Origin of the sequence: Mesorhizobium sp. M0715 (assembly GCF_040320355.1) — a bacterium.
Taxonomy (GTDB): Bacteria; Pseudomonadota; Alphaproteobacteria; order Rhizobiales; family Rhizobiaceae; genus Mesorhizobium.
In genome coordinates, this window is sequence record NZ_JAMYPL010000003.1 from 152,161 (window position 1) to 178,573 (window position 26,413).

The 26,413-nt window shown below is 63.8% G+C and carries 25 protein-coding genes, 1 tRNA gene and 1 pseudogene; 12 read left to right on the forward strand and 15 right to left on the reverse strand.

The genetic code is table 11. The features are described from left to right. The first annotated feature begins 75 nt into the window (after nt 1–75). From NKI21_RS04675 to NKI21_RS04685, 3 genes are read left to right on the forward strand one after another with little or no spacing between them, the layout of a single operon-like run. Nucleotides 76–1,587 carry an ABC transporter ATP-binding protein gene (locus NKI21_RS04675; RefSeq protein WP_128304111.1) on the forward strand — a complete coding sequence of 504 codons (1,512 nt, stop codon included), beginning with the start codon at nt 76–78 and terminating at the stop codon, nt 1,585–1,587. Further along, complete coding sequence (locus NKI21_RS04680; RefSeq protein WP_128304110.1) at nt 1,587–2,642, forward strand: ABC transporter permease; 1,056 nt, start codon at nt 1,587–1,589, stop codon at nt 2,640–2,642. The genes NKI21_RS04675 and NKI21_RS04680 overlap by 1 nt, the downstream gene beginning before the upstream one ends. Beyond that, a complete protein-coding gene (locus tag NKI21_RS04685) occupies nt 2,639–3,583 on the forward strand; it encodes an ABC transporter permease (protein ID WP_128304109.1) in 945 nt (314 codons plus the stop codon). The genes NKI21_RS04680 and NKI21_RS04685 overlap by 4 nt, the downstream gene beginning before the upstream one ends. A 208-nt stretch (nt 3,584–3,791) precedes the next feature. Here NKI21_RS04685 and NKI21_RS04690 read toward each other — a convergent pair whose 3' ends face one another. After that, entirely contained in the window at nt 3,792–4,559 is a 768-nt protein-coding gene (locus NKI21_RS04690; RefSeq protein ID WP_023811180.1) for an SDR family NAD(P)-dependent oxidoreductase, read from the reverse strand. A gap of 290 nt (nt 4,560–4,849) precedes the next feature. On the opposite strand from NKI21_RS04690, the gene NKI21_RS04695 reads away from it, so the two are divergent. Together NKI21_RS04695 and NKI21_RS04700 are read left to right on the forward strand one after the other, a co-directional pair. Next, nucleotides 4,850–5,005, forward strand: a complete 156-nt coding sequence (locus NKI21_RS04695; RefSeq protein WP_023811179.1) for a hypothetical protein — start codon at nt 4,850–4,852, stop codon at nt 5,003–5,005. A 109-nt stretch (nt 5,006–5,114) separates the two neighbouring features. Then, the gene (locus tag NKI21_RS04700) at nt 5,115–6,056 is read left to right on the forward strand and encodes an LLM class flavin-dependent oxidoreductase (RefSeq protein WP_128304108.1); all 942 of its coding nucleotides are present in this window, start codon (nt 5,115–5,117) and stop codon (nt 6,054–6,056) included. Between the two features lie 235 nt (nt 6,057–6,291). On the opposite strand, the pseudogene NKI21_RS04705 reads toward NKI21_RS04700, so the two are convergent. The 5 genes and pseudogenes from NKI21_RS04705 to NKI21_RS04725 form a co-directional block, all read right to left on the reverse strand. Beyond that, nucleotides 6,292–6,966, reverse strand: a pseudogene (locus NKI21_RS04705) (cysteine hydrolase family protein). Nucleotides 6,967–7,002: 36 nt separating this feature from the next. Further along, on the reverse strand, nt 7,003–8,727 hold the full coding sequence (locus NKI21_RS04710) for an ABC transporter ATP-binding protein (protein WP_352864707.1): 1,725 nt from the start codon (nt 8,725–8,727) through the stop codon (nt 7,003–7,005). A gap of 109 nt (nt 8,728–8,836) precedes the next feature. Further along, on the reverse strand, nt 8,837–10,840 hold the full coding sequence (gene fhuB, locus NKI21_RS04715) for a Fe(3+)-hydroxamate ABC transporter permease FhuB (RefSeq protein ID WP_352442125.1): 2,004 nt from the start codon (nt 10,838–10,840) through the stop codon (nt 8,837–8,839). Then, a complete protein-coding gene (locus NKI21_RS04720) occupies nt 10,837–11,697 on the reverse strand; it encodes an ABC transporter substrate-binding protein (RefSeq protein WP_352442126.1) in 861 nt (286 codons plus the stop codon). Before NKI21_RS04720 ends, fhuB begins: the two co-directional genes overlap by 4 nt. A 25-nt stretch (nt 11,698–11,722) precedes the next feature. Next, nucleotides 11,723–13,942: a TonB-dependent siderophore receptor gene (locus NKI21_RS04725; protein WP_352864711.1), complete on the reverse strand. Its 2,220-nt coding sequence runs from the start codon at nt 13,940–13,942 to the stop codon at nt 11,723–11,725. A 179-nt stretch (nt 13,943–14,121) separates the two neighbouring features. On the opposite strand from NKI21_RS04725, the gene NKI21_RS04730 reads away from it, so the two are divergent. The 4 genes from NKI21_RS04730 (at nt 14,122) to NKI21_RS04745 (ending at nt 17,358) form a co-directional block, all read left to right on the forward strand. Next, nucleotides 14,122–14,913, forward strand: coding sequence for an ATP-binding cassette domain-containing protein (locus tag NKI21_RS04730; RefSeq protein WP_164762277.1), 792 nt, complete (start codon nt 14,122–14,124; stop codon nt 14,911–14,913). Nucleotides 14,914–14,978: 65 nt separating this feature from the next. Continuing rightward, on the forward strand, nt 14,979–15,944 hold the full coding sequence (gene exbB, locus NKI21_RS04735) for a tonB-system energizer ExbB (protein WP_352864715.1): 966 nt from the start codon (nt 14,979–14,981) through the stop codon (nt 15,942–15,944). Nucleotides 15,945–15,949: 5 nt separating this feature from the next. Continuing rightward, a complete protein-coding gene (gene exbD / locus NKI21_RS04740; RefSeq protein ID WP_352442129.1) occupies nt 15,950–16,417 on the forward strand; it encodes a TonB system transport protein ExbD in 468 nt (155 codons plus the stop codon). Next, nucleotides 16,414–17,358 (forward strand): energy transducer TonB family protein, encoded by a 945-nt coding sequence (locus tag NKI21_RS04745; RefSeq protein ID WP_352736506.1) that lies wholly within the window; start codon nt 16,414–16,416, stop codon nt 17,356–17,358. The genes exbD and NKI21_RS04745 overlap by 4 nt, the downstream gene beginning before the upstream one ends. 150 nt (nt 17,359–17,508) lie before the next feature. On the opposite strand, the gene NKI21_RS04750 is transcribed toward NKI21_RS04745, so the two are convergent. The 6 genes from NKI21_RS04750 to NKI21_RS04775 all read right to left on the reverse strand — a co-directional run bounded on the left by NKI21_RS04750 (nt 17,509) and on the right by NKI21_RS04775 (nt 21,201). Continuing rightward, nucleotides 17,509–17,829 (reverse strand): hypothetical protein, encoded by a 321-nt coding sequence (locus NKI21_RS04750; RefSeq protein WP_031213427.1) that lies wholly within the window; start codon nt 17,827–17,829, stop codon nt 17,509–17,511. Nucleotides 17,830–17,950: 121 nt separating this feature from the next. Further along, nucleotides 17,951–18,208, reverse strand: a complete 258-nt coding sequence (locus NKI21_RS04755; protein WP_352864720.1) for a hypothetical protein — start codon at nt 18,206–18,208, stop codon at nt 17,951–17,953. Between the two features lie 4 nt (nt 18,209–18,212). Continuing rightward, on the reverse strand, nt 18,213–18,467 hold the full coding sequence (locus tag NKI21_RS04760; protein WP_023811699.1) for a hypothetical protein: 255 nt from the start codon (nt 18,465–18,467) through the stop codon (nt 18,213–18,215). 67 nt (nt 18,468–18,534) lie between these two features. Further along, a complete protein-coding gene (locus NKI21_RS04765) occupies nt 18,535–19,614 on the reverse strand; it encodes a SagB/ThcOx family dehydrogenase (protein ID WP_352864723.1) in 1,080 nt (359 codons plus the stop codon). Nucleotides 19,615–20,028: 414 nt separating this feature from the next. Then, the gene (locus tag NKI21_RS04770) at nt 20,029–20,778 is read right to left on the reverse strand and encodes a helix-turn-helix domain-containing protein (protein ID WP_128304096.1); all 750 of its coding nucleotides are present in this window, start codon (nt 20,776–20,778) and stop codon (nt 20,029–20,031) included. A 347-nt stretch (nt 20,779–21,125) separates the two neighbouring features. Further along, nucleotides 21,126–21,201: transfer RNA gene (locus NKI21_RS04775), tRNA-Ala, on the reverse strand. A 259-nt stretch (nt 21,202–21,460) separates the two neighbouring features. Between NKI21_RS04775 and NKI21_RS04780 the strand changes: the two genes are divergently transcribed. Both NKI21_RS04780 and NKI21_RS04785 read left to right on the forward strand, forming a co-directional pair. Further along, nucleotides 21,461–21,751 carry a YggT family protein gene (locus NKI21_RS04780; RefSeq protein ID WP_023811703.1) on the forward strand — a complete coding sequence of 97 codons (291 nt, stop codon included), beginning with the start codon at nt 21,461–21,463 and terminating at the stop codon, nt 21,749–21,751. A gap of 13 nt (nt 21,752–21,764) precedes the next feature. Next, nucleotides 21,765–22,082, forward strand: coding sequence for a DUF167 family protein (locus tag NKI21_RS04785; protein ID WP_352442132.1), 318 nt, complete (start codon nt 21,765–21,767; stop codon nt 22,080–22,082). Between the two features lie 19 nt (nt 22,083–22,101). Here the strand turns inward: NKI21_RS04785 and NKI21_RS04790 are convergent, their stop codons facing one another. Genes NKI21_RS04790 through NKI21_RS04800 form a run of 3 tightly spaced genes read right to left on the reverse strand, consistent with a single transcriptional unit; the run spans nt 22,102 to nt 24,870 of the window. Next, on the reverse strand, nt 22,102–22,983 hold the full coding sequence (locus NKI21_RS04790) for a MurR/RpiR family transcriptional regulator (RefSeq protein WP_013528979.1): 882 nt from the start codon (nt 22,981–22,983) through the stop codon (nt 22,102–22,104). Between the two features lie 10 nt (nt 22,984–22,993). Further along, nucleotides 22,994–24,061, reverse strand: coding sequence for an ABC transporter ATP-binding protein (locus NKI21_RS04795; protein WP_352442133.1), 1,068 nt, complete (start codon nt 24,059–24,061; stop codon nt 22,994–22,996). Nucleotides 24,062–24,063: 2 nt separating this feature from the next. After that, nucleotides 24,064–24,870: an SDR family oxidoreductase gene (locus NKI21_RS04800; protein WP_352442134.1), complete on the reverse strand. Its 807-nt coding sequence runs from the start codon at nt 24,868–24,870 to the stop codon at nt 24,064–24,066. Between the two features lie 181 nt (nt 24,871–25,051). On the opposite strand from NKI21_RS04800, the gene NKI21_RS04805 reads away from it, so the two are divergent. Then, nucleotides 25,052–26,284, forward strand: a complete 1,233-nt coding sequence (locus tag NKI21_RS04805) for an ABC transporter substrate-binding protein (protein WP_352442135.1) — start codon at nt 25,052–25,054, stop codon at nt 26,282–26,284. Nucleotides 26,285–26,413: the final 129 nt, after the last annotated feature.

The window sequence follows — 26,413 nt, forward strand, 5'->3', positions numbered from 1 at the left end:
GCTTCGCTCCGACTGCGAGCCGACCCTCCCCACAAGGGGGAGGGTGAAGCAGAGCCTCTCTCCGCAGGAGCATCCTTGTCCGCCCCACTCATCGAAATGCGCGGCATCACCAAGAGCTTTGGCGCCGTCAAGGCGAACGAGGCCGTCGATCTCAGCGTCGCGCCCGGCGAGATCCTCGGGCTACTGGGCGAAAACGGCGCCGGCAAGACGACGCTGATGAATGTGCTGTTCGGCGCCTATGCGCCCGACGCCGGCGAGATTCTCATCCAGGGCCAGACGGTGCGGATCACCAGTTCCGCCGATGCGCTGGCCGCCGGCATCGGCATGGTGCACCAGCATTTTCACCTCGCGCCGCGGCTGACGGTGCTGGAAAACCTGCTCATCGGCATTCCCGGCAAGACAGGACGGATCGACCGCGCCGGCGGGCTGGCGCGGCTGGCCGAGATCGGCCGCCAGCATGGGCTGGTGCTTGACCCGGACCTGCCGGTCTCGGCGCTGTCGGTCGGCGAGCAGCAGCGGCTCGAAATCGTCAAGGCGCTGTTTCGTGGCGCCAGGCTGCTGATCCTCGACGAGCCGACGGCGGTGCTGGCGCCAAGCGAGGTCGACGGGCTGTTTTCGGCGTTGCGTTCTATGGCGGCGCAAGGTCTCGGCATCATCTTCATCTCGCACAAGCTCAACGAGGTGCGGGCGCTGACGCATCGCTGCACGGTGCTGCGGCATGGCCGCGTTGCCGGCCGCGTCGATGACCCGGCCAACACGACATCCTCGGAGATGGCAACACTGATGTGCGGCCATGAGATCGTGCCGCCGGCGCGGGGACCATCGGCGCCGGGTGCTGATGTGCTGACGCTCGACGGTATCTCAACCTCGCATCATTCGGGCACGGCGCTGCGCGACGTATCGCTTGCCGTCCGTGCCGGCGAAATCCTCGGCATTGCCGGGGTGTCGGGCAATGGCCAGCGGGCGCTGGCGGAGGTGATCTCCGGCGTGCGGGCGCCCGATGCCGGCCGGATGACGATTGCCGGCCAAAAGGTCTCGCGGTTCTCGCCGCGCGAGGTGCAGGCGCTCGGACTTGGCCGTATCCCGGAAGACCGCATGACGACCGGACTGGTGACCAATCTGCCGCTGGCCGATTCGATGGTGCTGCCGCGCATCGGCACCACAGCGTTCAGCAGCAGGGGCCTGCTCAAGCCCGATGCGATCCGCGCCTTCACTGAGGCGCAGATCAAGGCCTATGATATCAGGTGCCCCGGGCCGATGACCCGCGCCGGGGCGCTGTCCGGCGGCAATCTGCAGAAGGCGTTGTTGGCACGCGAGCTTGCCTTCGATCCGAAGGTGCTTGTTGTCTCGCAGCCGACGCGCGGCCTCGACATCGGAGCCGCCCGCTTCATCCACGAAAAATTCCTCGACATGCGCGCCAAGGGCTGCGGCATCGTCGTCATTGGCGAGGATCTCGAAGAACTGCTGGTGCTCTGCGACCGCATCGCGGTGATGTATGAGGGCCGCATCGTCGGCACGCTCGACAGCGCCGATGCAACGATCGCACGGCTCGGCCTGATGATGACCGGGGCGGAGGGCCACAGCTGATGTTTCGCCTGGAGGTCCGCAGCTCGACGCCGACCTGGTTCAACCTCGCTCTGCCATTGCTCGCGATCGGAGCAACGCTCATCTTGTGCAGCGGCCTTATTGCGCTGGCCGGCCCCGGCGTGCTCGAAGCTTATGGCGTGATGTTCACGGCGTCGCTGGGCGACAGCTATGCGATCACCGAAACGATGGTGCGTGCAACACCCATGATCTTCACCGGACTGGCGGTCGCGGTCGCCTTCCGAGCAAAATTCTGGAACATCGGCGCCGAAGGGCAATTGCTTGCCGGCGCGGTGGCCAGCTGCTTTGTCGGCGCCATTCCAATGCCGGGGCCGCTCGCCATGGTCTTGATGGCGGTGGCGGGCGCCGCAGCGGGAGCCGCAGTCGCGTTGGTGCCGGCGACGCTCAGAGTAAAATTCAAGGTCGATGATGTCGTCAGTTCGCTGTTGCTCAACTCGGTCATCTATTACGCCTTGATGGCGCTGATCGAGGGGCCGTGGAAGGACAGTTTCAGCGGCTATCCGATCTCGCCGCCGATCGAGGATTCGGCCAATTTCCCGGTGCTGCTCGAAGGCACGCGGCTGCATCTCGGCGTCGTCGCGGCACTGATCGCGGCGCCGCTGATCTGGTTCCTGATCGTGCGCACGACGCTCGGCTTCAGGATCAGGGTCACCGGCGAAAACCCGGAAGCCGCCAGATATGGCGGCATCCACGTCGAGCGGGTGCTGATCTCGACGGCGCTGCTGTCCGGCGCGCTGGCCGGATTGGCCGGCGTCGGCGAGGTCGGCGGCGTGCATTTCCAGGTGATGAGCGACATCTCGCCGGGCTACGGTTATTCCGGCATCGTCGTTGCGATGCTGGCGCGGCTCAATCCGCTCGGCGTCGTGCCGGCGGCGATCTTCCTTGCCGCCGTGATGACCGGCGCCGAGGCGATGTCGCGGGCGACCGGCGTGCCGGCCTTCCTCAGCGACGTCATCCAGGGCACCGCATTGCTTGCCATGCTTGTGGCGCTGCTGTTCACCGCCTATCGCATCCGTCGCGTCGGAGTTGCCCGATGAGCGCGGTGTTCGAACAAATATTCCAGGTCGGCTTCCTGGCCGCGATCATCCGCATTGCCACGCCGCTGGCTTTCGCGACGCTCGGCGAAATGTTTTCCGAGCGGGCCGGCGTGCTCAATCTCGGCATCGAAGGCATCATGCTGTTGTCGGCGATGACGGGCTTCACCGCCGCCAGCCTCACCGGCAGCCTGTGGCTTGGCGTGCTGGCGGCGGTGCTCACCGGCATGCTGATGGGCGCGCTGCATGCGCTGTTCACCGTGGCGCTCGGCCTCAGCCAGCACGTCTGCGGCATCGGCGTGACGCTGTTCTCGTCGGGCCTCGCCTATTTCCTGTACCGGCTGATCTTCGGCCAGCAATCAGTGCCGCCCAGCATCAAGGGTTTTCAGACGCTGCCGATCCCTCTCCTGTCTGACATCCCGGTGCTCGGGACGGCGGTGTTCAACCAGTTCGCGCTGGTCTACATGGCGATCCTCGCCATTCCGCTCGCCGCCTTCGTGCTCTACCGCACGCCATGGGGCCTGTCGGTGCGCATGGTCGGCGAAAACCCGCGCGCCGCGGATTCGGCGGGGGTCAGTGTCACCGCCACGCGCTTCCAGGCAGTCATCCTCGGCGGGGCGCTGATGGGGCTGGCCGGCGCCTTCCTGTCGATGGCGCAGTTCAACGCTTTCACCTTCGGCGTGGTGTCGGGGCGCGGCTGGGTGGCGATCGCGCTGGTCGTGTTCGGCCGCTGGGATCCGTGGCGCTCGGCGGGTGCGGCACTGCTGTTCGCCTTCGTCGATGCGCTGCAGCTGCGCATGCAGGCCAGCGGGCTCGGACACATCCCCTACGAGGCGTTCCTGATGCTGCCGTTCATCTTCACCATCGTCGCCATGGCGGTGATGTCGCGCAACGCGGTGGCACCGTCGGCGCTGCTCAAGCCGTTTCGGCGGGAAGAGCGGTAGCAAAGCTTGGGTTCCTCGCCCCGCAAAGCGGGGAGAGGTGGCCGCGAAGCGGTCGGAGAGAGGCCTGCGACGCTGGCGAGTTGTCGCCGAAGCAAGGCAAGGTCGAGCCATTCCCCCTCTCCGTCTCGGCTTCGCCGAGCCACCTCTCCCCCCATTCGTGGGGGCGAGGAACCCGCATCCTGCCAAGTTCGCGCCTTCTTTGAGCGTCTCACATCGCGGTAAAGCCGTTATCCACAAACAGATGCGTGCCGTTGACGAAGCTCGACTCGTCGCTGGCCAGGTAGAGCGCTGCCCTCGCCACCTCTTCCGGTTCGCCGATGCGGCCCTGCTGCGCGGCCAGCGCCGCGTCGGAGACGTCGACGCCGAGCCTGCCGAGGTCGGCGACCTCGCGCAGGCCGTGCGGCGTGCGGATGAAGCCGGGGCAGACCGCATTGCAGCGGATGTTGCGGTCGCGGAACTCGACGGCGATGGCGCGGGCGAACATGTGGCAAGCGCCCTTGGTGGTGTCATAGAGCACTTCGTTGGGAGTCGCCGCCACCGCCGAGATCGACGAAGTACAGACGATCGAGCCGCCGCCGGCCGCAATCATGCCGGGCAAAACGGCGCGCGTCATCAGGAACATCGAGCGCACATTGACGGCATGCAGCCAGTCCCATTCCTGGACCGTCGTCTCCAGGAAGGGTTTGATGACGATGGTGCCGGCGTGGTTGAACAGCACGGTGACCGGTCCGAGTTTTTCGATAGCACCCTTCACCGCCGTTTCGACCTGGGCTTCGTCGGAGACGTCGGCGATGAAATGCTCGGCTATCTGTCCCCGCGCGCGTATCGCCGCTGCGGTTGCGGCGGCCGCCTCGCCGTTGCGGTCGATGATCGCCACCTTGGCGCCTTCGGCGGCGAACAGCTCCGAAGCCGCTCCGCCCATTCCCGTCGCTCCTCCCGAAATGATGGCGACCTTGCCGGCCAGTCTTGTGCCCATTTTTCTGCCCCTGTGTGACGATTTCGCTTTGCTGGTTGGGCGATGCTACCGCGCCCGTGCCGGGCGGCCAATCCACGAATTGAGCGCAGCGAGGGCAAGGCCATAGGTCCATTCGGACGCAGAAGCAAAAAACGGACGCGCCATATGGATCGGCCGTCCGAGCGCTCCCTCTAAGCAAGTGCCTACCAACTTCCGGCATCATAGGAGAAAATTATTCTGTCTTTAGCCCAAAAATAGCAATCGACAAAGTCTACCAGTTTTATAGATTAGTCGCCGAGACGGAGGTCGATATGTCCTACATCCAGAACGCCCAGACGGATCGCAGCGCTCAGCGGTCGGCCAATGCCCAGGCCTTTCGCCCGGCCTATGCCGGGGCTTTCGCCTATCTCGTCTTTGCCCTTGCGTTCGTGTTCACCGGGGCAGTTGTTCTGGGCCTTATTCCCTGAGTCGTCAGATCGACCGGGGTTAGCTGCCCACCGCTTTCAGGCAATCGGAGTTGAATGAACCGAATCCTCGGCGTGCTTTCGCGCGCCCGACACAACGGAGGACATGGCAATGCCGATCGAGTTCACGCATATTCCGGGTAAGACCGCCGATGCCGCGGTTCCCTTTTTCTACGACTTTGCCGAGACCGCGACCAAGCTCGGGCTGATCGAGGATGGCGGCTTCCGCAAGATCGTCGTCGACGATTCGGCCGGGCTGCTGACCAACATGGATCTTGCGGCCCAAGTGCTCGATCGCACCTCGTCGCTGGAAGTCGTGCTCACCCATTGGGCGGGCGTGGTCGAACCGACCGTGGCAGCCCGCCAACTGGCGTCGATCGACAGGAAAAGCGGCGGACGCCTGGCGCTGAGGATGATCAGCGAGCCGCTGAGCGACGCCGACGCCGAAACACGGCCGGTCGGGCACACCGTCATTTGGCAGCGCATAGACGAATATCTGGTGTTGCTGAAGCGGCTGTGGTCGAACGACCGGCCCTTCGACCACGAAGGAACGTTCTACAGCATCAAGGGCGGCTACGTGCCGCGCAAGGGACCGCACGGCGCCGACCTGGTCATCCGCATGGGCGGGCAGTCCGGAACGGCACTCAAAGTTGCCGGCCGGCATGCCGATGTCTTTGAATTGGCACCGGGCTCGATCGATGAGATCCGGCAATTGATGGAGCGGGTGCGCCGCTCGGCCGCCGAACATGGCCGGGCCGGCAAGCTGCGCTTCGCGCTTCCGGTCGGGATTCACCAAGGTGCTTCCGCCTCCGGCCACAAGGCGATCGATGTTGCCGGGCCGCCAGCCCAGGCCGCCCTGTCGCTGCTTGCCTATGCAGCCCTCGGGATCGATGAATTCATGATTGTCGGCGTCGACACGCCGCGTGAGATCGCAACGGTCGGCCGGGAAACCATCGCCCTGCTGCGCAATTCGCTGGCGCGTCGCGAACACGAGGCATTCCAGCCTGGGGCATATGCGTCTCGTGCAGGATTGGAGACGCGCGCAACGGGCTGAGTTCTGGCCTACGGAATGAAAGCTATTCCGGTAACGCCGAGATCCTTCACACCCCCCTCTGTCCTGCCGGACATCTCCCCCGCAAGGGGGGAGATCGACAGCTTCACCCGCAGCGCTCGTCTTGCCACGTTGGCGATTAGTGAAAGCCGAGATGACAGCCAATCTCCCTCCTTGCGGGGGAGATGGCCGGCAGGCCAGAGGGGGGTGCTGTCCCGCCGGCATTGATCTTGGCGCCCTAACTCGCCATGCCCGACAATCGCGACAAGCCTTCAATGACAGCGCTGGAATCAGCGAGCGCGCCAAAGACGCCATCCTCAACCGTCACCATGTGAAGCGCTGCTTCGTGCGCTTGTCTGTCGCCGCTGGCGCAAGCGTCCGAGATCGTCAGGCATTGGAAATTCCGGTCGCAGGCTTCGCGCAGCGTGGTGTGGACGCAGACATCCGTCGTGCATCCGGAAAACATGAGATGCGTGATGCCTTGCGCGCGCAGGACAAGCTCGAAATCCGTATAAATGAAGGCGCTGTTGCAGGTCTTGTCGACAATGATGTCCTGCGGCGCCACATCGATCTCCTGAACGATCTGGAACCCCGTGCCCGAGCGCAGCAGGATATCGGTGCCGTCGAGACCGGCGCGCTTGCGGCGCCATTTTTCGTAAGGCGTCATATCGGCCATATCGGCCCGCTAGCCCTGCCTCGTGTGGATGACCCTGACGCCGGCCTTGCGCGCGGCCGCGATCAGCCGGCTCACCGTCGGCAGGATCGCCCTTAGAGGCGACGGGTCATAGCCCTGCCTGGCGAAGTAGCCTGATGTCGAAAGGAAATCCTGCTGCAGGTCGATGACGATCAGCGCGGTGTTTTCGGCCACCAGCCTGCCGTCATAGGGGAAATCGAAGGGCGTTGCCTTGATCATCCGGGGCTCCCTGCTTTGGGCCGCCACCATAGTGGATCAGCGCGACGACACCAGATGCTGGGCGTCGTGCAGGCGCCGATAGATGCCGCCGGCGCGGAGCAGTTCGCTGTGCGAACCCTGTTCGACGACGCCGGACTCCGAGACGACGACGATGCGGTCGGCGCCGCGGATCGTGGCCAGCCGGTGTGCGATGACCAGCGTGGTCCGGCCCTCGGCAAGTTCGGCCAACGACTTCTGGATTTCGCGCTCGGTCTCGGTGTCGAGCGCCGACGTCGCCTCGTCGAGGATGAGGATCGGCGGGTTCTTCAGGAACATGCGGGCGATCGCCAGCCGCTGCTTCTGGCCGCCGGACAATTTTACGCCGCGCTCGCCGATGATCGTGTCAAAGGCGGCCGGCAGGCCCGATATCATGCCGTCTAGCTGCGCCCGCCGCGCGGCATCGGTGATGGCCTCGTCGGAGGCGCCGAGACGGCCATAGGCGATGTTTTCGCGGATCGAGCCGCCGAACAGGAAGACATCCTGCTGGACGATGCCGATCTGGCCACGCAGCGAAGCGAGCGTCATGTCCCTGATATCGATGCCGTCGATGCTGATCCGCCCGGCGCTGACTTCGTAGAACCGCGGCAGCAGCGAACATATGGTGGTCTTGCCGGCGCCCGACGGGCCGACGAAGGCGATGGTTTCGCCGGCGTGAATGGCGAGATCGATATCCCTGAGCACCGGCTTGCCGTCACCATAACCGAAGCTCACACCGCGATATTCGATGTCGCCCTTGAGCCCGCTGGCGGTAACGGCATCAGGCCGGTCGGCGATGTCGGGTTCGGTGTCGAGCAGCTCGGTGTAGCGGCGGAAGCCTGCAATGCCTTTTGGATAGGTCTCGATCACCGAATTGATCTTTTCGATCGGCCGCACGAAGACGCCGACCAGAAGCAGGAAGCCGACGAAGCCGCCATTGCTCAGGCCTCCCGTAATGACGAGGTAGCTGCCGGCGATCATGACCACGAGCTGGATCAGCCTGATGCCCATATAGTTCAGGGAATTGCTGGCCGACATGATGCGGTAGGCGTCGAGCTTGGTCTGGCGGTAGCGCTGGTTGTCATGCGCGAAAAGCGTGCGCTCATGCTCCTCATTGGCGAAGGCCTGGACGACGCGCATGCCGCCGACATTCTCCTCGATGCGGACGTTGAAATCGCCGACACGCCGATAGAGCGCCTGCCAGTTGCGCTCCATGCGGTCGCCGTAGCGCATCGTCACCCAGGCGATCAGAGGCACGATCACCGCCGTGATCAACGCCAGATGCATGTTGACCGTGAACATCAGCACGAAGGCGCCGGCGAAGGTCATGATGGCGATGAACAGGTCCTCGGGGCCATGATGCGCGATCTCGCCGATCTCCTCGAGATCCTTGGTGACGCGGCCGACGAGATGGCCGGTCTTGTGATTGTCGTAAAAGCGGAACGACAGTTTCTGCAGATGATCGAAGCTCTTGCGCCGCATCTCGGTCTCGATGTTGATGCCGAGCATGTGGCCCCAATAGGTGACGACCGCCATCAGCACCGTGTTGAGCAGATAGATCACCAGCAGCCCGGTCGAGGCGATGATGATCAGCGTCCAGTCCTGCTGCGGCAGCAGCTGGTCGACGAAGGTGCGGACCGCCATGGGAAAGCCGAGTTCGAGCAGACCGGCCAGCACCGCGCAGGAGAAGTCGAGCGCGAACAGCCCCTTCCAGGGCGCGTAGTAGGAAAGGAAACGTCTGATCATCGAGGTGAACCGCAAGCTGTCTTGATGGACGCGGCGAGGGCGCCGGCCGCCATCGATGGGCGCTGCTTACAATCGGCAGGGCAGGGCCGGCAATATGCCAGGGCCGACTTCATTGCCTGCCTTTCCACATCAGCGCCATGAAATAGGGGCCGCCCACGAAGGCGGCGATGAGGCCGGCCGGCACTTGCCAGGGAAAGATCAGCGTCCGCCCTGCCCAGTCGGCGGCAACGAGGATCAGCCCGCCTGTCATGGCCGAGGCCAGAAGCTGCGGCACGGCGCGGCGGAAGCCGAGCATGCGTGCGAGGTGCGGCGCCATCAGGCCGACGAAGCTCAGCGGGCCGATGACCAATGTCGCGGTTGCGGTGGCTAATGCGGTGAGCGCAAGCAATGTGGCGCGAACACGTCCCAGTCGCAGGCCAAGGCCACGCGCGGCGGTTTCGCCGAGCGGCAGTATATCGAGCCAGCGCGCGGTCAGCGGCGCCAGCGCGAGGACGGCGACCGCGACCGTTGCGGCGGTGAGGGCATCATTGGGTGTTGCGCGATAGGTCGATCCCGACAGCCAGGTGAGCAGGAAGTCCATGCGCGGATCGCCGCTGGCCAGAAGCAGCGCGGCGAAGGCGGACGCGACCGTCGCAACGGCGACGCCGGCAAGCAGCAGCCGTTCCGGCGACAGGGCATTGCGCCGCCCGGTCAAAACAACGATCGTCAGCGCCAGCATGGCGCCGGCGAGGGCGGCGCCGAGCATTGCCGCGCGGTTGAAGCCGTCGCTGAGCAACAGCAGCGCCAGCACGCCGAAAGAGGCGCCGCCGGAAATGCCCAGGACCTCGGGCGCGGCCATCGGGTTGCCGGTCATGCGCTGCATCAGCGTGCCGGCGACGGCGAGCAGGACGCCCGCCGACAGGGCGACGACGACGCGAGGCGCTCGCAGAGCAAGCAGCTCGGTCAAATCCTCGGATGCGATCCAGTGCCAACCGCTTGCGCCACGGCCAAAGCCGATGGCGAGAACAACCGCGAGGATGAGCGCCAGCAGGCCCGCGATCAACGGCAGGCCGTTTGACGGCAGGCGTACCGACGACACCATGTCGGTCTGCCTTTCGGGAGTGGTTCGCATTCGCGGCAACAGGAACAGCAGCAGCGGCGCGCCGAGCAAAGCGGTCGCGGTGCCGGCGGGGATTTCGCCGGCGAACGGCAGATGCTGCACCAGACGGTCGGTGAGCCAGAGCAGGGTGCCGCCGCCCAGCGGCGACCAGACCAGGCGGCGGCCAAGCGTGCGCGCTCCGGCCAGCCGCGCCAGCGCCGGGGCGGCGAGCGCCACGAAACCGATGACGCCCACCTCGGCGACGACCAGCGCGCTGAGCGAGACGGCGACAGCCATGCCGGCAAGGCGGATGACGGCCGGCCGGGTGCCGAGCGATGCCGCGCCGTCGTCGCTGAGATCGAGCAGCCGGAGGGGTCGCCAGAGCAGGAACGCGGCGCAGATGCCGGCCAGCAGCCACGGCGCCAGAGCAACGACCTCCGCGTCGCCATTCTGCACCAGCGAGCCGCTCTGCCAGATGAACAGCTCCTCGGTGTATTCGCGGTTGAGCGCCATCAGCAGCGCGCCGGCCGAGCCGAAAGAGAGGCTGACGACGAGGCCGGCGATGATGATCGACACTGGCGAAAAGCTGCGCCCGCGCGCCAGTGCGAAAACGGCTGATGTGGCGAGCGCGCCGCCGGCCAGCGCCACGCCTTCGCGCCCACCTTCCAGCAGCCACGGCGCGTAAAGAGTGGCGGCCGCCAGAGCGAGGCTCGCTCCGGCATTGGTGCCGATCGTGGTCGGCTCGGCCAGCGGATTGCGCAGCACATGCTGCATGATGGCACCGGCGAGACCAAGTGCAGCGCCGGCCAGCATGCTGACAGCGACACGCGGCAGGAAGGCATAGCGATACAGCAACTGCGCTGGATCGGATGTGTCGGGGGCGGTGAGCGCCTGCCACCACAGGTGCGTAGGCAGAAGGTGGATGAGATCGAAGACGGTCAGCATCAGCGCCAGCCCCGCAGGCACGGCTACCAACAGGATAAGCGCGCCGATGCCGTCGCTCTGTCGCGGCAGGGACATTGCCTGGGCGATCATGCCGCTGCCACGAATTCGGCGAAACGCGCGGCAGCAGTGAGACCGCCGAACGGCCAGACCGGCGGAATGGTCCGCACTTGGCCGTTCCGGACGCAGGGCAGATTGGCCCAGAGCGAGCTGCGGGCAATCCTGATCCTGATGTGCGGCGGGATAGGATCGAGCGAGATCAGCTGCGCCTTGCCGACGGCGACCAGTTCCTCGATGCCGACCGTCGAAAAACCCCATTCATTGGTGGCGCCGGTCCAGGCGTTGACGAGGCCGAGCCGGTCGAGGACATCCTGCAGCAGGTTGCCGGCGCCGTAGACGCGGACATGGCGATCATCGAACATGCTGACGACGCAGACCGGTTTTTGCACCGCCCGCTCCAGCCTGGCGCGGGCGTGCGCGATCGAGGCTTTGATGCGCCCGACAAGGTTTTCTGCTTCCGCCCCACGGCCAAGCATGTCGCCAAGCTGCAGCGTCACCTGTTGCGCCTGCGCGTAAGGTGGAGCCTTGCCGCTGTAGAACGGAACGTTGAAGGTCGGCGCCAGTCTGGTGAAGCTGCTCTCGTCCAAGCCATAGCCATAGGCGCCGACGATCAGGTCGGGTCGCAATTCCCTGAGCAGTTCGAGATTGGGTTCGCCGCGCGATCCCAGGTCGACGGTGGCCTGCGGCAGTGCCGGGCCCTGCACCCAATCGCCATAACCCCTGATGTCGCCGACGGCGAGCGGCGACAGGCCGAGCGAGACCACGATTTCGGCCGATGTCCATTCCAGGCAGACGACGCGGGCAGGTGCCGCGCGTGCCATGCCGCCCGGCAAGGCGAGGCCGGTCGCGGCGAGGCCGGCAAGATACTGGCGCCGTGTCAGCGCCGCCATTTTGGGTCGGCCCGCCACCTTGCTTCTACCATGTGTATTTCACCGAACCGTTGATCCTGCGGCCCTCGCCGTAGAAGCAGCCGAAGCCCGAGGAGAAGCAGGAGGCGACGTAGCGTTTGTCGAACAGATTGCTGGCATTGAGGCTGAGCGTGGCGTTCTGCCAGGCGTAATGCACCGCCGCGTCGGCGAGCACGACCGACGGAACCTTGAAGCTGTTGGCGTCGTCGCCATAGGTCGAGCCGACATAGCGGACGCCGGCACCCAGGCCGAGACCTTCGAGCTTGCCGCTCATGAAGGTGTAATTGGCCCAAAGCGATGCGGAATGGGCCGGCACGCCGAAGGGCATGTTGCCTTCGTTGCTGACCCAGACGCCGTTGACGTCTTCGACAGCGGTCGCCTTGGTGATCTTGGTGTCGAGGTAGGTGTAGGCCGCTCTCAGATCGAGGCCCGCATCCAGGCTCGCCACGGCTTCCAGTTCCACGCCGCGCGAACGGATCTCCCCGGTCTGGAACAGATCGTTGGGTGAGCCCTCATTGCCGGAACGCACGACATTCTGCCGGGTCAAGTCGAAAACTGAGGCCGTGATGAAGGAATTCCAGCCGGTCGGCTGGTACTTCAGCCCGATCTCGTATTGTCTGCCGGTCTCGGGCACGAACAGATTGCCGTCGCTGTCGGCGCCCGCCACCGGCTGGAACGATTCGGAATAGCTGACATAGGGCGCAAGCCCGTTGTCGGCGAGGTAGACGAGCCCCGCCCGGCTGGTGAAGGCGTTGTCCTTCTGCTCGGGAATGTAGCCACCGGCCAGATTGTCGTAGACCTTGGCGTCCGACCAATCCTGGCGGCCGCCAAGGGTCAGCCGCCAGTTGCCGAGCTTGATCTGATCCTGCGCATAGAGGCCAACTTGCTGCTGGGTGGTGTCGGTATCGGTATAGGGCGTCAGATCACCGATCTTGTAGCCGTAGATCGGATCGAAGACGTTGAAACCGTCCTCGACGGTCCCTTCCGAGGCATAGTCGCGGTAAGTGTAGCGTTTGTAGTCGAGGCCGACGAGCAGCGTGTGGGCAAGCGGCCCGGTGTCGAAATCGGCTTGTGCCTGGTTATCGATGGTGACGCCGCTGAGCTTGGTGCCACCGGCATCTGCATAACGGTAGTAGTCGCCGCTTGAAGGTTCCAGGCCGTTCGAGTCCGTCAGTCCGCCACCAAAGACGCCTTCCTCGGAGTGGGTAAGGTGGACGTAGCGGGCATGCTGTCGAACCTGCCAGGTTTCGTTGAAACGGTGATCGAATTCGTAGCCGATCGAGGCCTGGTCGTTGTTGTAGGAGTCGAAGCCGGGTTCGCCGACGAACATGCTGTTCGGCAGGTACTTGCCGTCCTTGCCCGGTATGACCGCGCCGTAGGCAGGCAGATACTGCATCGCCCATCCCGAGCGATCGCGCTGATAGTTGGCGAGGATGGTCAGGCTGGTGTCGGCATCTGGCTGCCAGGTGATCGCCGGCGCGATGAAGATGCGGTCGTCCTTGACGAAATCGGTCTGCGTGTCGCCCATGTGAGCGGCACCGGTGAGGCGAAACAGCAGCGACTTGTCGGAGTTCACGGCACCGATGAAGTCGAACCTGCCTTCATACCGGTTGAAGCTGCCACCACCGAATTCGACCTCGCGCAGGTTTTCCTCGGTTGGCCGTTTGCTGACATAGTTGATGATGCCGCCGGGGCTTGCCTGGCCATAAAGCACCGACGCCGGTCCGCGCAGCACCTCGTAGCGTTCCGCGCCATAGGAATCGAGTGCGGTGAACAGGGTGAAATTGCTCTCCTTGAGCTGCAGCCCGTCCCTGTAGAAGACGCCGCTGGCGTTCGAAATGCCGCGCAACTGCAGGCCGAGGCCGCGATTGTCGGTGCCGTAGAGATTGCCGGTGGCGCCGGGTGTGTAGCGCAACGCGCTGTTCAGGCTGTCGACGGCTTGCGCTTCCATCTGGTCCCTGGTGATGACCGATATCGATTGCGGCGTCTCGATCAGCGGCGTGTCGGTCTTGGTGCCGGTGGAGCCCTTGGTGGCAACGTAGCCCTTAACCGGCCCGAATGCGCTTTCGACACGTTCCTGGACGTTGATCGGGTCCAGGGTGGTGGTGACCGTCTCCTGGGCCAGTGCATGGCCGCAGCCAAGCAGGGCCGGCAGCGACACCGTTGCGATCAGCAGGCGCTTGCGCGCCATCCGGTTCTGCCAAATCGGTCCATGTCCTGAAATCATCCGGTGCGCCTCCTATTTCCCAATTCCGTGCCGATATCGCCGGTCGCGACGATTTGTTGATCATTGCAGTCATCTTCAATGTTGACTAGTAAGGTCATGTTTCATAGTCAACCGGGCATGACCTGTCGAAAGCCGGAATCTGGAAATGCGGGCGGCCGCACTGGAGAAAAGCCATGAGCATGGCTGGAATTGATGCCCAGACTGCCTTCCATATCGATGCCGTACGCTTTGCCGTCGGCGAGCGGACGCTGCTCGGTCCGGTTTCGCTCGAACTGGAGCGCTCGCGCGTCTATGGGCTGATCGGCCACAATGGTTCGGGCAAGTCGACGCTTATCAAGCTCATGGCGCGCCAGCAGCCGGCGAGTTCAGGCGCCATCACTTTCGCCAGGCGTCCGTTGCCGCAATGGGGTGCCCGCGAATTTGCCCGCGCGCTTGCCTATCTGCCGCAGACGACGCCTGCGGCGACCGGCCTGACCGTGCGCGAACTGGCGACGCTCGGGCGCTATCCCTGGCATGGCGCGCTTGGCCGTTTCCGCGCCGAGGACAGGCAGCATGTCGAGGAGGCGCTGGCCCTGACCGATATGGAGGGTTTTGCCGACCGGCTGGTGGACGAATTGTCGGGCGGCGAGCGCCAGCGCGCCTGGCTCGCCATGCTGGTGGCGCAGAACGCCGGCGTCATGCTGCTCGACGAGCCGATCTCGGCACTCGACATCGCCCATCAGGTCGAGGTGCTCGGGCTGGTCAAGGAGCTCAGCCGCAAACGCGACCTATGTGTCGTCGTCGTGCTGCACGATCCCAACATGGCGGCGCGCTACTGCGACGAACTGATCGCGCTGAAGGACGGCAAGCTGCTGACGCGCGGCACGCCCGGCGAAATCATGCGCAGCGATGTGCTGAAAGGCATTTTCGGTGTGGAGATGGGCGTGTTCGCGCACCCCGTCACCGGCCAGCCTGTCGGCTATGTGCAGTGACAATATCTGATGCGGCGGCGGGAAATAAAAGGCGGCAGGCCGCTGTGAGAACAAGGAAGAAGCTGTTGTCGAGAACTGGTTTGTTGGCGGCGTTGGTCGCATCCGTCATCCTGTCGGCCGGCAGCGCGATGGCCCAGGAGCAACCCGCCGGTGCCGCGCCGGCGGTCGAAACCCCCGCCGTACCCGCAGCCCCAGCGCCGATTGCACCCGCACCCGCCGCACCGGCAGTCGCTCCGCCGGCCACAATGGCGCCTTCGCAGCCAGGCACGCAGCCGAATACGGCCGCGCCGGCCGAGACCGGACCTTCGACGGCGATGGAGATGACCTTGCCGCATGACCTGTCGCCATGGGGCATGTTCATGGCGGCCGATATCGTCGTCAAGGCAGTGATGATCGGGCTGGCCTTTGCCTCCCTCGTCACCTGGACGATATGGTTGGCCAAGTCGCTGGAGCTTTTCGGCGGGAAGCTGCGCATCCGTCGCGCCGTGCGGGCGATCGGCGGGGCCGCCACGCTGAAGCAGGCCAGCCGTACCCTCGACCGCAGCGGCGGCCCCGGCGCGCTGCTGGTGCGGGCGGCCGAGGAGGAGACCGCACTCTCGGCCGGCGCGCTCGATCATGTCTCGGGCGACGGCCTCAAGGAACGGGTCACGTCGCGCCTGTCGCGCATCGAGGCGGCGGCGGCGCGGCGCATGTCGCGCGGCACTGGCGTGCTGGCGACGATCGGCTCGACAGCGCCCTTCGTCGGCCTGTTCGGTACGGTCTGGGGCATCATGAACGCCTTCATTGGCATCTCGCAGGCGCAGACCACCAATCTCGCCGTGGTCGCGCCGGGTATCGCCGAGGCGCTGCTGGCCACCGCGATGGGCCTGGTCGCGGCCATACCGGCCGTTGTCATCTACAACGTCTTTGCCCGCTCGATAGCCGGCTATCGGCAGATCCTCGCCGATGCCGCCGCAGGGGTCGAACGGCTGGTCAGCCGCGACCTGGACTTCCGCACCGTTGCGCCGGCAACGCCACTGGCGGCGGAGTAGGCGCCATGGGAAGCAGAATCCGACAGGCCATGGATGATGATCTCGAGGAAAGCCACGAGATCAACGTCACCCCGTTCATCGATGTCATCCTGGTGCTCTTGATCATCTTCATGGTCGCGGCACCGCTGGCCACGGTGGATGTCAATGTCGATCTGCCTGGTTCGACGGCAACGCCCGCACCGAGGCCCGAGACACCGCTGTTCCTGACGCTGAAGGACGATCTGACGCTGGCGATCGGCAATGACAGCGTGCCGCGCCCGGCTTTCGCCACGACGCTGGACGCCAAGACCAAGGGCGACAAGCAGACGCGCATCTTCCTGCGCGCCGACAAGGCGGTCGCCTATGGCGACCTGATGGAGGCGATGAACCTATTGCGCGGTGCCGGCTATCTGAAGATCGCGCTGGTCGGCCTGGAGACGGCTCCCGCGTCCAATTCTCCGGCGCCCGCAGCCACGGGTGCGCCGACGCCATGACGCAGGCGGTCGCTGTGCCCTCGGTCCAGTTGTCGCGCTTCGGTTGGCGCGACCTTGGCTTGTGGGCCGGTGCTGCCGCGCTGGTCCTTGGAGCCCATGTCGCGGTCGCCTATGCAGTGCAGAACCTCACAATGGTCACCGAAGCGGATGGCGGTCCCCCCCCCGCGCAGATGATCGAGATGGCACCGATGGTGGTGATGCCGGCCGTGGAAGAACAGGTCGCCGCGCTGGATGCGGTGACGCCAGATCAGACCGAACCGACACCGACGACCGAGCCGACACCTGAAGAACCGGTCGAAAAGGCGGAGCCGGTTGTCGAGCCGCCGGAAGCGGTCGCGCCAGACGAGACAGAACCCACCCAGACCGAAACGGTTGAAGAGGTCGATCAGCCGCCGCCGGATGAGGTCGTCCCCGATGTTGCCGAGGCTGTCACGCCCGACGTCGTCATTCCCTTGCCGCAGCCGAAACCGGTCGAAGCTGTCAAAGACAAGAAACCGGTCGCGGCCAAGGCGAAAAAGCCTCTCGAGAAGCCCAAGCCGCGGCCTAAGAAGGAGAAGGCAGCCCCGCCGAAGACGGCAACCGCCACCAGCGCCGACGCACGGCCCGCGGCCAGGACCGCCGCGCCGAAGTCGGCCGAATCGACGTCTCGCTCCGGCGACTCCAGCAAATGGGACTCCCGTCTGGGTGCCTGGATCAAGCGGCACACGCGCTATCCCAGTTCTGCCAAGGCCCGACGCGTCGAAGGCAGGCCGTATGTCGCCTTCACGGTCGACTCGTCCGGCCGGGTCCTGTCCGCCAGGCTCTCTCGTTCCTCGGGGGATGCGGATCTGGACCGTGCGGCGCTCGCCGTGCTGCAAGGCGCCACGGTGCCGGCACCGCCACCGGAACTTGGTTCGCGTCTGAGCCGTACAGCGCCGTTCGTGTTCAGCCTGCGCAACTAGAGCATTCACCGTTTCACGGAAACGGCGAGCTGCTCTAACTCTTTGTTTTGACGCAATTCTCTAGGGAAAGCGCTACGCGCTTTTCCCGGGAAAACCGCTTCACACTTTTCCTAGAATTGCTCTAGAGCCGAACTTGATCGGGCCGGCCTGTCAATAGGCCAGTGACAGGCTCAGGGCCTCGACCTGTTCGAGATAGAATCGGCATTTCGTGCGCAAGGGCCCGAGGCCCGGGTCATCGGCGCCGTTGATCTCGACGGTCTGCATCATGAAGTCGAAATGGGCGTGGAAAGCGTCCACTGTACCCCAGAGACTGTCGGCCTGGCAGCTGTCGGCAATCGCCATCGAGACGAGTTGGCGGGCCTCGACCCGCGCGGCGTCAGGCGACGGCGGCCGCCTGGCGATCAAGACGTCGAGCCGGCTGAAAATGCTTTCCCTGGCATCGACGCTTCTGATGTTGGCTATCATGTTCATGTGCAGGTCCCCCTTGGCATTCCAGACGCGCAATAGGTTCCGGTCCGAAATTGAAAAACTGGTGATCAGAGCATTTTCAGCGGCGCCAATGAACGCGTCGCGTTTGGGCGGGCGACATGCATCAAGCTTGAGCGACCGACCGCCGGTCCTGCGGGCAGGATGCAATCAGGGCCGGGATGGCGGTTGGATCGGAGGGATGGCCCCTGATGATGTTGGCGACCTCGGCATCGGCCTGCTCGAACCAGTAGACCATGTCGGCGCGGCGCAGGTCCGTCGCGGCCTTCTTCAGCAAGGGCAGCAGGCTTTGCAACGCGCACAGTGTCTCCCACCGGTTTGGGGAGGTCGAGCCGGCCACCGCGCATGCGGCTGACGATTGCATGTCGCTACGCTCTCCGTGGCTGGACGGCCCGAGTGTCTTTTGCCTGCGCCTTGGGGTGCAGCGGGTTGCCGCTGAGCTGCGCATGCCTGGCCGGCCGTGCGCCGCGAAGAACGTCGAAGGCCTCTGCATAGGCCATGCCGAGCAGATAGGAGATCATCGGAAAACGGCTGGCTTCGGCCATTTGCACGAGCTCATTGGTCATCGAGGAAATATATTGAAGACTATCGATTTCCGACTGGCGTAAGGATTGATTTGGCACGTGCTGCTCCTGTCTCTGGTTATACCTAGGGAACGCGTTACTGGCCGCGATGCACATAGTTGGTCGACTAATTGATGGATTGGCCCGCCGTCGAGGGATCTCTTTCCGGGGTCGAGAGGGTCAAGGCATAGATCGGTGCGTCGGTGAAACTGTCGAGACCAAGCAGCCGCTTGATCGCGGAATGACTGAGCGCGGCTGTCGGACATGCCGACAGGCCATGGTTGGTCGCCGCCAGCATGATGTTCTGGCCGATATGGCCGGCCTCGATCAGCACGACACGATAGGCGTTGGCGTCCTCATATTTCCACATCGTGCGATCGAGCTTGGCGCAGAGCAGGACAAGGCACGGCATGGCGTCGGCCCACTCCTGTCCGCCGACCAGTTCGGAGATCTTCGGCAGATGGTTTGCAGAAATCCTGCCAAGGTCGTGATCCGCGGCGGAATAGTGATAGACACCGGGTTCGAGGCCATCGACGCCGAGCGCGACCACATAGGCCTCATAGGGATTTCGCGCGCCGCCTGAAGGGGTCATGCCGAGCGGCAGGGTGCCAACGCAATTGGCGGTCTCGCCGATGATGCCGAGCCCTGCGAACAGGCAATCGGAAAGCTGTTTGGCCGTGATGGTGGGCTGAGCCGCCGTGCGGTTGGTGCGGCGCCGCGCCATCAAGCTGAGAAGTTCATTGTCTTCCAGTGCATTCGGCAGCTGGATGGCGCCCGCGGAATTCTTGAGCATGAGGTTCGGCTGCGGCGTATGGCCGGCGCGTTCTATCTGCCGCTCTTCCGCTTGCTCGATGGTCATGTATTCGCTGTCCTGGACGCAGAAATGCATCAGCGCCGTCGGAAGCCCCCAACTCCATTGTCCTGAAAACTGTTCCTCCTGCTCGGCGAGAGGCGATCCGGCTGTGACCAGCGCGGAGAAATCGAGCAACTGGGGAACGACAGCCTTCAACTCGGACTTCGACCATCCATGGGCGCGGGCAATGTCCGCCGTCGATGCCCATTTGTCCCACGATGCGAGAAGGCCGACCATCTCGGGGCTGCATTCAAACACGCTTCTGGTCAGGAAGTTGCAGGCCGTGACCTTGTTCGGTCCGGGGTAGAAAACAAGCGTTTTAGAAGAGCGCATTTTCATGAAGCTGGTTGCCATCTGCGGAGCCGAGGCGCCGACAAGCAAGACGCTCGTCGGCGCAGAACGGCTTCAGCGCTTGTTGTAGTGCATGCCCTGCGAAAAGAAGACGGCCTGCGTGCCGGCGGCAATCGTCAGCTTCGGAGCATTGGTCATTTTCTTGGCCATTTTCATCCCTTTCCTGACCCCAATTTGGGATCCGTTGAAAGACCCCCAGAACGGGATCCGCGTGAAGAAAGGTAAGGTCGGAAGAGTTAATGGTTTGTTAAAATTATAGTAAAACCACGAGCCTAAGGCGGACCCGTGGATTATCTTTCCTGGCATTAAAGTGTAAAATATCGATTTTATTCAGATACAGAGTAGACAATCGTTGGCATACGCTTTATCGGCGTACGCTTATTCTTATTTGGCGTAAGACACGGCGATCCGGGGGGGTTAGCCCAACCCGTCCCGGGTGAGGCTGACAACCAGTTGATCGACGCCCGGATCGTCGAGATTGATGACATGCGCCATGCTGATGGCATCCCTTCGGTGGATGTTGGCGATGTCGCGCCGCATGATGACGGACACGAATGCCGGGCCGGCCTCCGTCAGTAGCATGGCCTTGCCCATCAGCACCGGTTCGGAGATGGGAGCCCATTGCACGGAGATCAGCGACGGCTCCCCGGTCTGGCGGCGATTGATGCCGCTGAAATAAATCCAGTTCAGCCGCGAGATCGCCACGCCATAGTGATTGCCGCGCGCTCGTGCCCAGGTCGATCCCCGGCGCTCCGACCATCCGGTGACCCTTCGGAAGGTGACCAGTTCGGCTTCGCGCCGCACGAAGGTCACCGAGCGCATCAGGAGGTCTAGGCGGCCCGGGATCGAGAAATAGGTGAAATAGGTGCCGCCCGCGATCGAAGGACTGGGAGGGCGGATCATCTGGTTGAACAGGCTCTCGGACACCGGCGGCAAGCCACGCATCGCCGGCTCGGGTGCGCCGGGATCCTGGTACAGTTCGGCCTCGTCGATCCGAAAGTAATCGCATATCAGCTTGGCGGTGGCCTTGTTGGGAACGGTCTGCCCTTGCAGGTAGCGTTCGAACTGCGTGCGGTTGATGTGCAGCTCACGGCACACCGCACTTACGGAGGCATGTTCCTTGCATAGCCGTCTAAGGTTTACAGCGAGATTCTCGCGAATTGACACGTCTTTGCTTCCGCAGGCGGATTTTTCATTTCGACTCGAAATCGATATAGCGCCTCCGGTCGCCCCCGCCGAAACGCCCTGGTCACAACGCACAGAAAAACTGATTTGGTAACGTCAATTTAGTGGGGTGGTTTCCAAAAAAAACGGAAACAATCAGCGAGCGCTTCCGCCATAAGTCCAATTGACAAAAGTTTTGCCGGATATTGCGAAATAGGCGATGTAGCGCGGCCTTTTAAGGTGCGCTGGCACAGCAAATGCCAACCGCGGGGGCAAGCCGGGACGGGCGTCGCGGACTGCATGTGGCGCAGAGATGGGCATCTGGCGCGCAGCGTGGAGAATTATTCCGCTGGTGGAGCTGAGGAGGATCGAACTCCTGACCTCGTCATTGCGAACGACGCGCTCTCCCAGCTGAGCTACAGCCCCGTCCAGCGGATGGGCGCATTTATCGGGCGCCGCGGTTTCCTGTCAAGGCGGAGGTTTGCCGAAATCCAGTGCCGTCAAGCGTCGAGCTGGCGCCGGCGGAAAGCGGCCCTTGCCGGTTTTGTGTAGTCGTGCCTTCGTTGGGGTGTCGCGACATGCAGCCCTACAGGTCCGACCGAGCCGGCATTGGCGCCCCACAGAAAGGCGGCCCTTGCCGGCTTCGCGTGCAATGGCTACATGTCGGCAACAATTGGAGACCGGCATGCTCGCCCTCATTCAAACAATCGTCATGGCGCTTGACCTCTACTGGTGGATCATCATCGCCTCGGCGATCTTTTCCTGGCTCTACGCCTTCAACGTCGTCAATTCGAAGAACCAGTTCGTCGGCAGCATCGGCAACATGCTCTACCGGCTGACCGAGCCGGCGTTGCGGCCTATCCGCCGCTTCATGCCGGACCTTGGCGGCATCGACATCTCGCCGATCATCCTGCTTCTGATCCTGTTCTTCCTGCGGCAGTTTCTGCTCACCACGGTGGCGCCTCTGATCCTGTGAGCAGGATGACCTTATGAGCACGCCGTTTCGCCTGCGCGAAAACGGCGCCGACCTGTTTGTCCGGCTGACGCCAAACGCTGCGCTGGACAGGCTCGAAGGCTTCGAGACCACGGCGGACGGGCGAAGCCATCTGAAAGCGCGCGTCCGCGCCGTGCCGGAAAACGGCGCCGCCAATCATGCGCTCGAAAAGCTGCTGGCCAAGGCTCTGGGCGTGCCCGGGTCCGCTGTCTCGGTTGTCGCCGGCGGCACCGCGCGGCTGAAGACCGCGCGCATTGAAGGCGATCCGGCGACGTTGGCGAAAAGCATCGAGGCGCTCGGCCGCCAGTCCTGATGTCCTTGGCCGTAGGGGTTCAATCGCCCAATGGCAAACGCGGATCATCGACTTTCAACGTGTTCACGCTCTGCTTGATGCGGCGCAGATTTTCCAAAACCCGTGGTCCGCGCGTCTCGGCGACCGAGGTGACGATCATGTCGACGATCGACAGCAGCGCATAGCGCGACGATGTCGGCTTGTAGATGTTGCCGTCTTCGAGTGACTGGAAATGGATGACCGTGTCGGCGACCTTGGCGAGTGCGGAGTCCGGCGGGGTGATGGCGATCGTGGTGGCGCCATATTGCTGGGCGACCTGCACCGCATCGATGACCGATCGCGCATAGCCGGAGACCGAGAAGGCGATCAGCGTGGTGTCAGGGGTGGCAACGGCGGCGTACATGCGTTGCAACTGTCCGTCGATCTGCGCCAGCACCGACACGCCAAGCCTGAACAGCCGGTTCTGCATTTCGGTCGCCATCATGGACGAAATGCCACCGGAGCCGATGCACAGCACATTACCGGAAACAGCGATGCGCGCGGCGACGGCGACCAGCGTCGTCATGTCGAGGTTCTCGCTGGCGCGCTGGATGGCCGATATCGCCGCTTCGGTGATGGCGGAAGCGATGCGCTGTTCGCGGGCATCGCGGCTCAACGGCTCCGGCGACAGATACTGGCCGCCGATGGCGATGGCTTGCGCCAGATAGAATTTGAAGTCGCGCAGGCCCTCGCAGCCGAGGTTGCGGCAGAACCGCGTCACCGTTGGCTCACTGACGCCGACGCGGGCGGCAATTTCCGAGATCGCTGCCTTGGAGACGAAATCGAGGTCTGCCAAGACGAAGCCGGCCAGCTTGCGATCCGACTTCGTTCCGTCCTGCGACATCAGCTGCAGGCGCGTGATGATGTCGGCCGGCGTCTTCATGCTGCTATTTTCATAGAGGCAGCCCCGTCGCCTTGTCGAACAGATGGATGTTGCCGGGATCGACCGAGACCGGGAGCAGGTCTCCCGGCCTGACCGGCACCCTGTCACGGAACACGGCACGTACCGTATCAGCACCGATAGCGCCGTAGACATGGGTTTCGGAGCCGGTGGGCTCGACGACATCCACCCTGATCGCCATCGCGTCGACAGCCTCGCCGATGACAAAATGCTCGGGCCGGATGCCAGCCTCCACCGCGCTGTCCGCCGGCACCTGTTTGCCGGCAAGCGCAAGCCGCCCGCCACCGGCCGATTCGAACCAGGTTTTCTGAGCTGCCGCCTTGAGCGAACCGGACACAAAGCTCATCGACGGGGAGCCGAGGAAACTAGCCACGAACTTGTTGGCCGGCCTGTCATAGAGCTCCAGCGGCGCCCCCACCTGCTGGATCCTGCCGCGGTCCATCACGACGATGCGGTCGGCCATCGTCATGGCCTCGATCTGGTCGTGGGTGACGTAGACGATCGTCGATTTCAGCCGCTGGTGCAGCGCCTTGATCTCGACGCGCATCTGCACGCGCAATTGTGCGTCGAGGTTGGACAGCGGCTCGTCGAACAGGAACACAGACGGTTCGCGTACGATGGCGCGGCCCATGGCGACGCGCTGGCGCTGGCCGCCCGACAGCTGGCGGGGATAGCGGTCGAGATAGGAGAAGAGATTAAGGACGCCGGACGCCTTCTTGACCTTCTCGTCGACCACCGTGCGCGTCTCACCGCGTATCTTCGGGCCAAAGCCGATATTGTCAGATGCCTTCAGATGCGGAAACAGTGCATAGGACTGGAACACCATGGCGATGTTGCGCTGCTGCGGCGGCAGCGCGTTGGCGCGCACGCCGCCGATCAACAGGTCGCCGGAGGTGATCGTCTCCAGGCCGGCCAGCATGCGCAGCAAGGTCGACTTGCCGCAGCCGGACGGGCCGACCAGGACGACGAACTCGCCGCTCTTGATATCGAGGCTGATGTTCTCGAGGATCTTGTGCTGCCCGAAGGATTTCGACAGGTCGCGAAATTCGACGTCGGTCATGGTCACGCTCCCAGAATGTCGTCGATGAATGGCAGGCAACCGGCGGTCAGCCCCGCGTCCACGGGCATCACCACGCCTGTTATTCCCGATGCGCGATCGGACGCAAGGAAAGCGACGGCTTCCGCGACTTCCGAAGCGTTGACGATGCGGCCGAGCGGATAGAGCCGCTGCAGCTTGCCGAGGATTTCGGGATCCTTGGCAAGGCGGTGGTCCCAGGCGGCGGTGCGGATCGATCCGGGGCAGACGACATTGGCGCGCAGGCCGCTGCGGCCGAGTTCGACGGCGATCGCCTTGGCGTAAGCGTTGATGCCGGCCTTGGCCGCGGCATAGGCGGGATTGCCGAAATGCGCGATGGCATTGACCGACGAGATGAAGACGACACTGCCGGAGCCGCGGCCGGCCATCGCCTTGACCAGCGGGTCGGCGAAGTTCATCACGCCGGTCAGGTTGAGGTCGAGTTCCTGCTCTATTCTGTTGGGATCGAGCGCCGAAATCGTCTCTGCGCGTGTCCAGCCGGCATTGTTGATGAGAATGTCGGGCACGCCATCGCGGTCGAGGATCGCAGCGATCGCCGTGGTTATCGACGCCTTGTCGAGAAGATCGAAGACGTGGCGGGAGGCAAAATGCGGGCTCTTCAACGCCTCGCTCGACTGGTCGCAGCCTATGACCCTGGCGCCCCTTTGCGCCATCAGCGCCACGATCGCCGTGCCGAGGCCGCCGCCAGCACCCGTCACCACGACAGTCTTGCCCTCGAACTCGGTCCTGCCTTCGAACTTGGCCCTGCCTTCGAACTCGGATTGCGAAACCACCGTGCGTCATCCTCCGGGAGTTCTGACAGATCGTGCAAGGCCTAGGCCCGTAAATGTAATTAAGCAACAAAATAATCCGCTTGCAAGCCTTCAAATCATCGATAATGTAGGAAAGTCACATAATCTTCTGCTCCGGCAACGAAGAGGCGCGCAGGCGCAAAATCAAAATGGGAGAGATCAAATGAGCCTTGCAAAATGGACTGTCGGCCTGATGGCCGGAATGAGCACGCTGGCAATTGCGGCGCAGGCGGATGCGGGCGAGGTGCGGGTCACCGTGGCCGAGTACAGCGCCAAGACTGCTCCCTATTTCGCCGACGTCAAGAAGGAATTCGAGGCGGCGAACCCCGGCATCACCGTCAAGTTCGAAGTGGTGCCGTGGGATGTGCTGCTGCAGAAGCTGACCACCGACATCACCGCCGGCACCAATGCCGATCTGTCGATCATCGGCACGCGCTGGCTGATCGACTTCGTCCAGCAGGATGTCGCCGAGCCGCTCGACGGCTACATCAAACCCGACTTCAAGGACCGCTTCATCGATACCTTCCTGTCGCCCTCGATCATGGACGGCAAGACCTACGGCCTGCCGATCGCGGCCTCGGCGCGCGCCATGTACTACAACAAGGAGCTGTTCGAGAAAGCCGACATCGCCAAGCCGCCGGCAACCTGGACCGAGCTGCAGGACGATGCGCGCAAGATCAAGGCGTTGGGGGCCGGCACGTTCGGCTTCGGCCTGCAGGGCAAGGAGATCGAGACCGACGTCTATTACTATTATGCGATGTGGTCGCAGGGTACCGAGATCCTCAACAAGGACGGCACTTCGGGCCTGAGCACGCCAGGTGCGCTTGAAGCCGCCAAGCTCTACAAGTCGATGATCGACGAAGGCCTGACCGAACCCGGCGTCACCTCCAACAACCGCGAGGACGTGCAGAACCTGTTCAAGCAGGGCAAGGTCGGAATGATGATCACCGCACCGTTCCTGTCCAACCAGATCAAGGACGAGGCGCCGAACCTGAAATACGGCGTGGCGGCCATTCCCGCCGGACCGACCGGCGCGCGCGGCACTTATGGCGTGACCGATTCCATCATCATGTTTAAGAACTCCAAGAACAAGGACGAAGCCTGGAAGCTGCTCGATTTCCTGTTCACCACGGAGCAGCGCGCCAAGTTCACGCAAGGCGAGGGCTTCCTGCCGGTGAACAAGGAAGAGGCCAAGATGGACTACTACGTCAACAATGCCGATCTGGCAGCGTTCACCGCACTCCTGCCCGACGCCCGCTTCGCGCCGGTCATTCCGGGCTGGGAAGAAGTCGCCCAGATCACGTCGGACGCCATGCAGAAGATCTATCTCGGCGGCGACCCCGAGGCGGGCTTGAAGGACGCAGCCGCCAAGGCCAACACCGTGCTGAAGAAATAGGGCGTATCTCCCTGCGCCCGTGGCGCGCTCCACTCAGGCGGGGCGCGCCACCCCTTGGTTCCCGGCCCGGTGCGGCGGATCCGAAATTCGCATAAGCAGACCTTCTGATCCAGCGCACCGAGGTTGCAG

Coding starts and splice junctions, on each gene's coding strand:
- NKI21_RS04805 (WP_352442135.1), top strand. CDS start 25,052: ATGAGCCTTGCAAAATGGACTGTCGGCCTGATGGCCGGAATGAGCACG.
- NKI21_RS04690 (WP_023811180.1), bottom strand. CDS start 4,559: ATGGGCACAAGACTGGCCGGCAAGGTCGCCATCATTTCGGGAGGAGCG.
- NKI21_RS04730 (WP_164762277.1), top strand. CDS start 14,122: ATGGCTGGAATTGATGCCCAGACTGCCTTCCATATCGATGCCGTACGC.
- NKI21_RS04780 (WP_023811703.1), top strand. CDS start 21,461: ATGCTCGCCCTCATTCAAACAATCGTCATGGCGCTTGACCTCTACTGG.
- NKI21_RS04710 (WP_352864707.1), bottom strand. CDS start 8,727: ATGATCAGACGTTTCCTTTCCTACTACGCGCCCTGGAAGGGGCTGTTC.
- NKI21_RS04745 (WP_352736506.1), top strand. CDS start 16,414: ATGACGCAGGCGGTCGCTGTGCCCTCGGTCCAGTTGTCGCGCTTCGGT.
- exbD (WP_352442129.1), top strand. CDS start 15,950: ATGGGAAGCAGAATCCGACAGGCCATGGATGATGATCTCGAGGAAAGC.
- NKI21_RS04685 (WP_128304109.1), top strand. CDS start 2,639: ATGAGCGCGGTGTTCGAACAAATATTCCAGGTCGGCTTCCTGGCCGCG.
- NKI21_RS04695 (WP_023811179.1), top strand. CDS start 4,850: ATGTCCTACATCCAGAACGCCCAGACGGATCGCAGCGCTCAGCGGTCG.
- fhuB (WP_352442125.1), bottom strand. CDS start 10,840: ATGATCGCCCAGGCAATGTCCCTGCCGCGACAGAGCGACGGCATCGGC.
- NKI21_RS04755 (WP_352864720.1), bottom strand. CDS start 18,208: ATGCAATCGTCAGCCGCATGCGCGGTGGCCGGCTCGACCTCCCCAAAC.
- NKI21_RS04680 (WP_128304110.1), top strand. CDS start 1,587: ATGTTTCGCCTGGAGGTCCGCAGCTCGACGCCGACCTGGTTCAACCTC.
- NKI21_RS04790 (WP_013528979.1), bottom strand. CDS start 22,983: ATGAAGACGCCGGCCGACATCATCACGCGCCTGCAGCTGATGTCGCAG.
- NKI21_RS04720 (WP_352442126.1), bottom strand. CDS start 11,697: ATGGCGGCGCTGACACGGCGCCAGTATCTTGCCGGCCTCGCCGCGACC.
- NKI21_RS04795 (WP_352442133.1), bottom strand. CDS start 24,061: ATGACCGACGTCGAATTTCGCGACCTGTCGAAATCCTTCGGGCAGCAC.
- NKI21_RS04700 (WP_128304108.1), top strand. CDS start 5,115: ATGCCGATCGAGTTCACGCATATTCCGGGTAAGACCGCCGATGCCGCG.
- NKI21_RS04785 (WP_352442132.1), top strand. CDS start 21,765: ATGAGCACGCCGTTTCGCCTGCGCGAAAACGGCGCCGACCTGTTTGTC.
- NKI21_RS04725 (WP_352864711.1), bottom strand. CDS start 13,942: ATGATTTCAGGACATGGACCGATTTGGCAGAACCGGATGGCGCGCAAG.
- NKI21_RS04750 (WP_031213427.1), bottom strand. CDS start 17,829: ATGAACATGATAGCCAACATCAGAAGCGTCGATGCCAGGGAAAGCATT.
- NKI21_RS04765 (WP_352864723.1), bottom strand. CDS start 19,614: ATGGCAACCAGCTTCATGAAAATGCGCTCTTCTAAAACGCTTGTTTTC.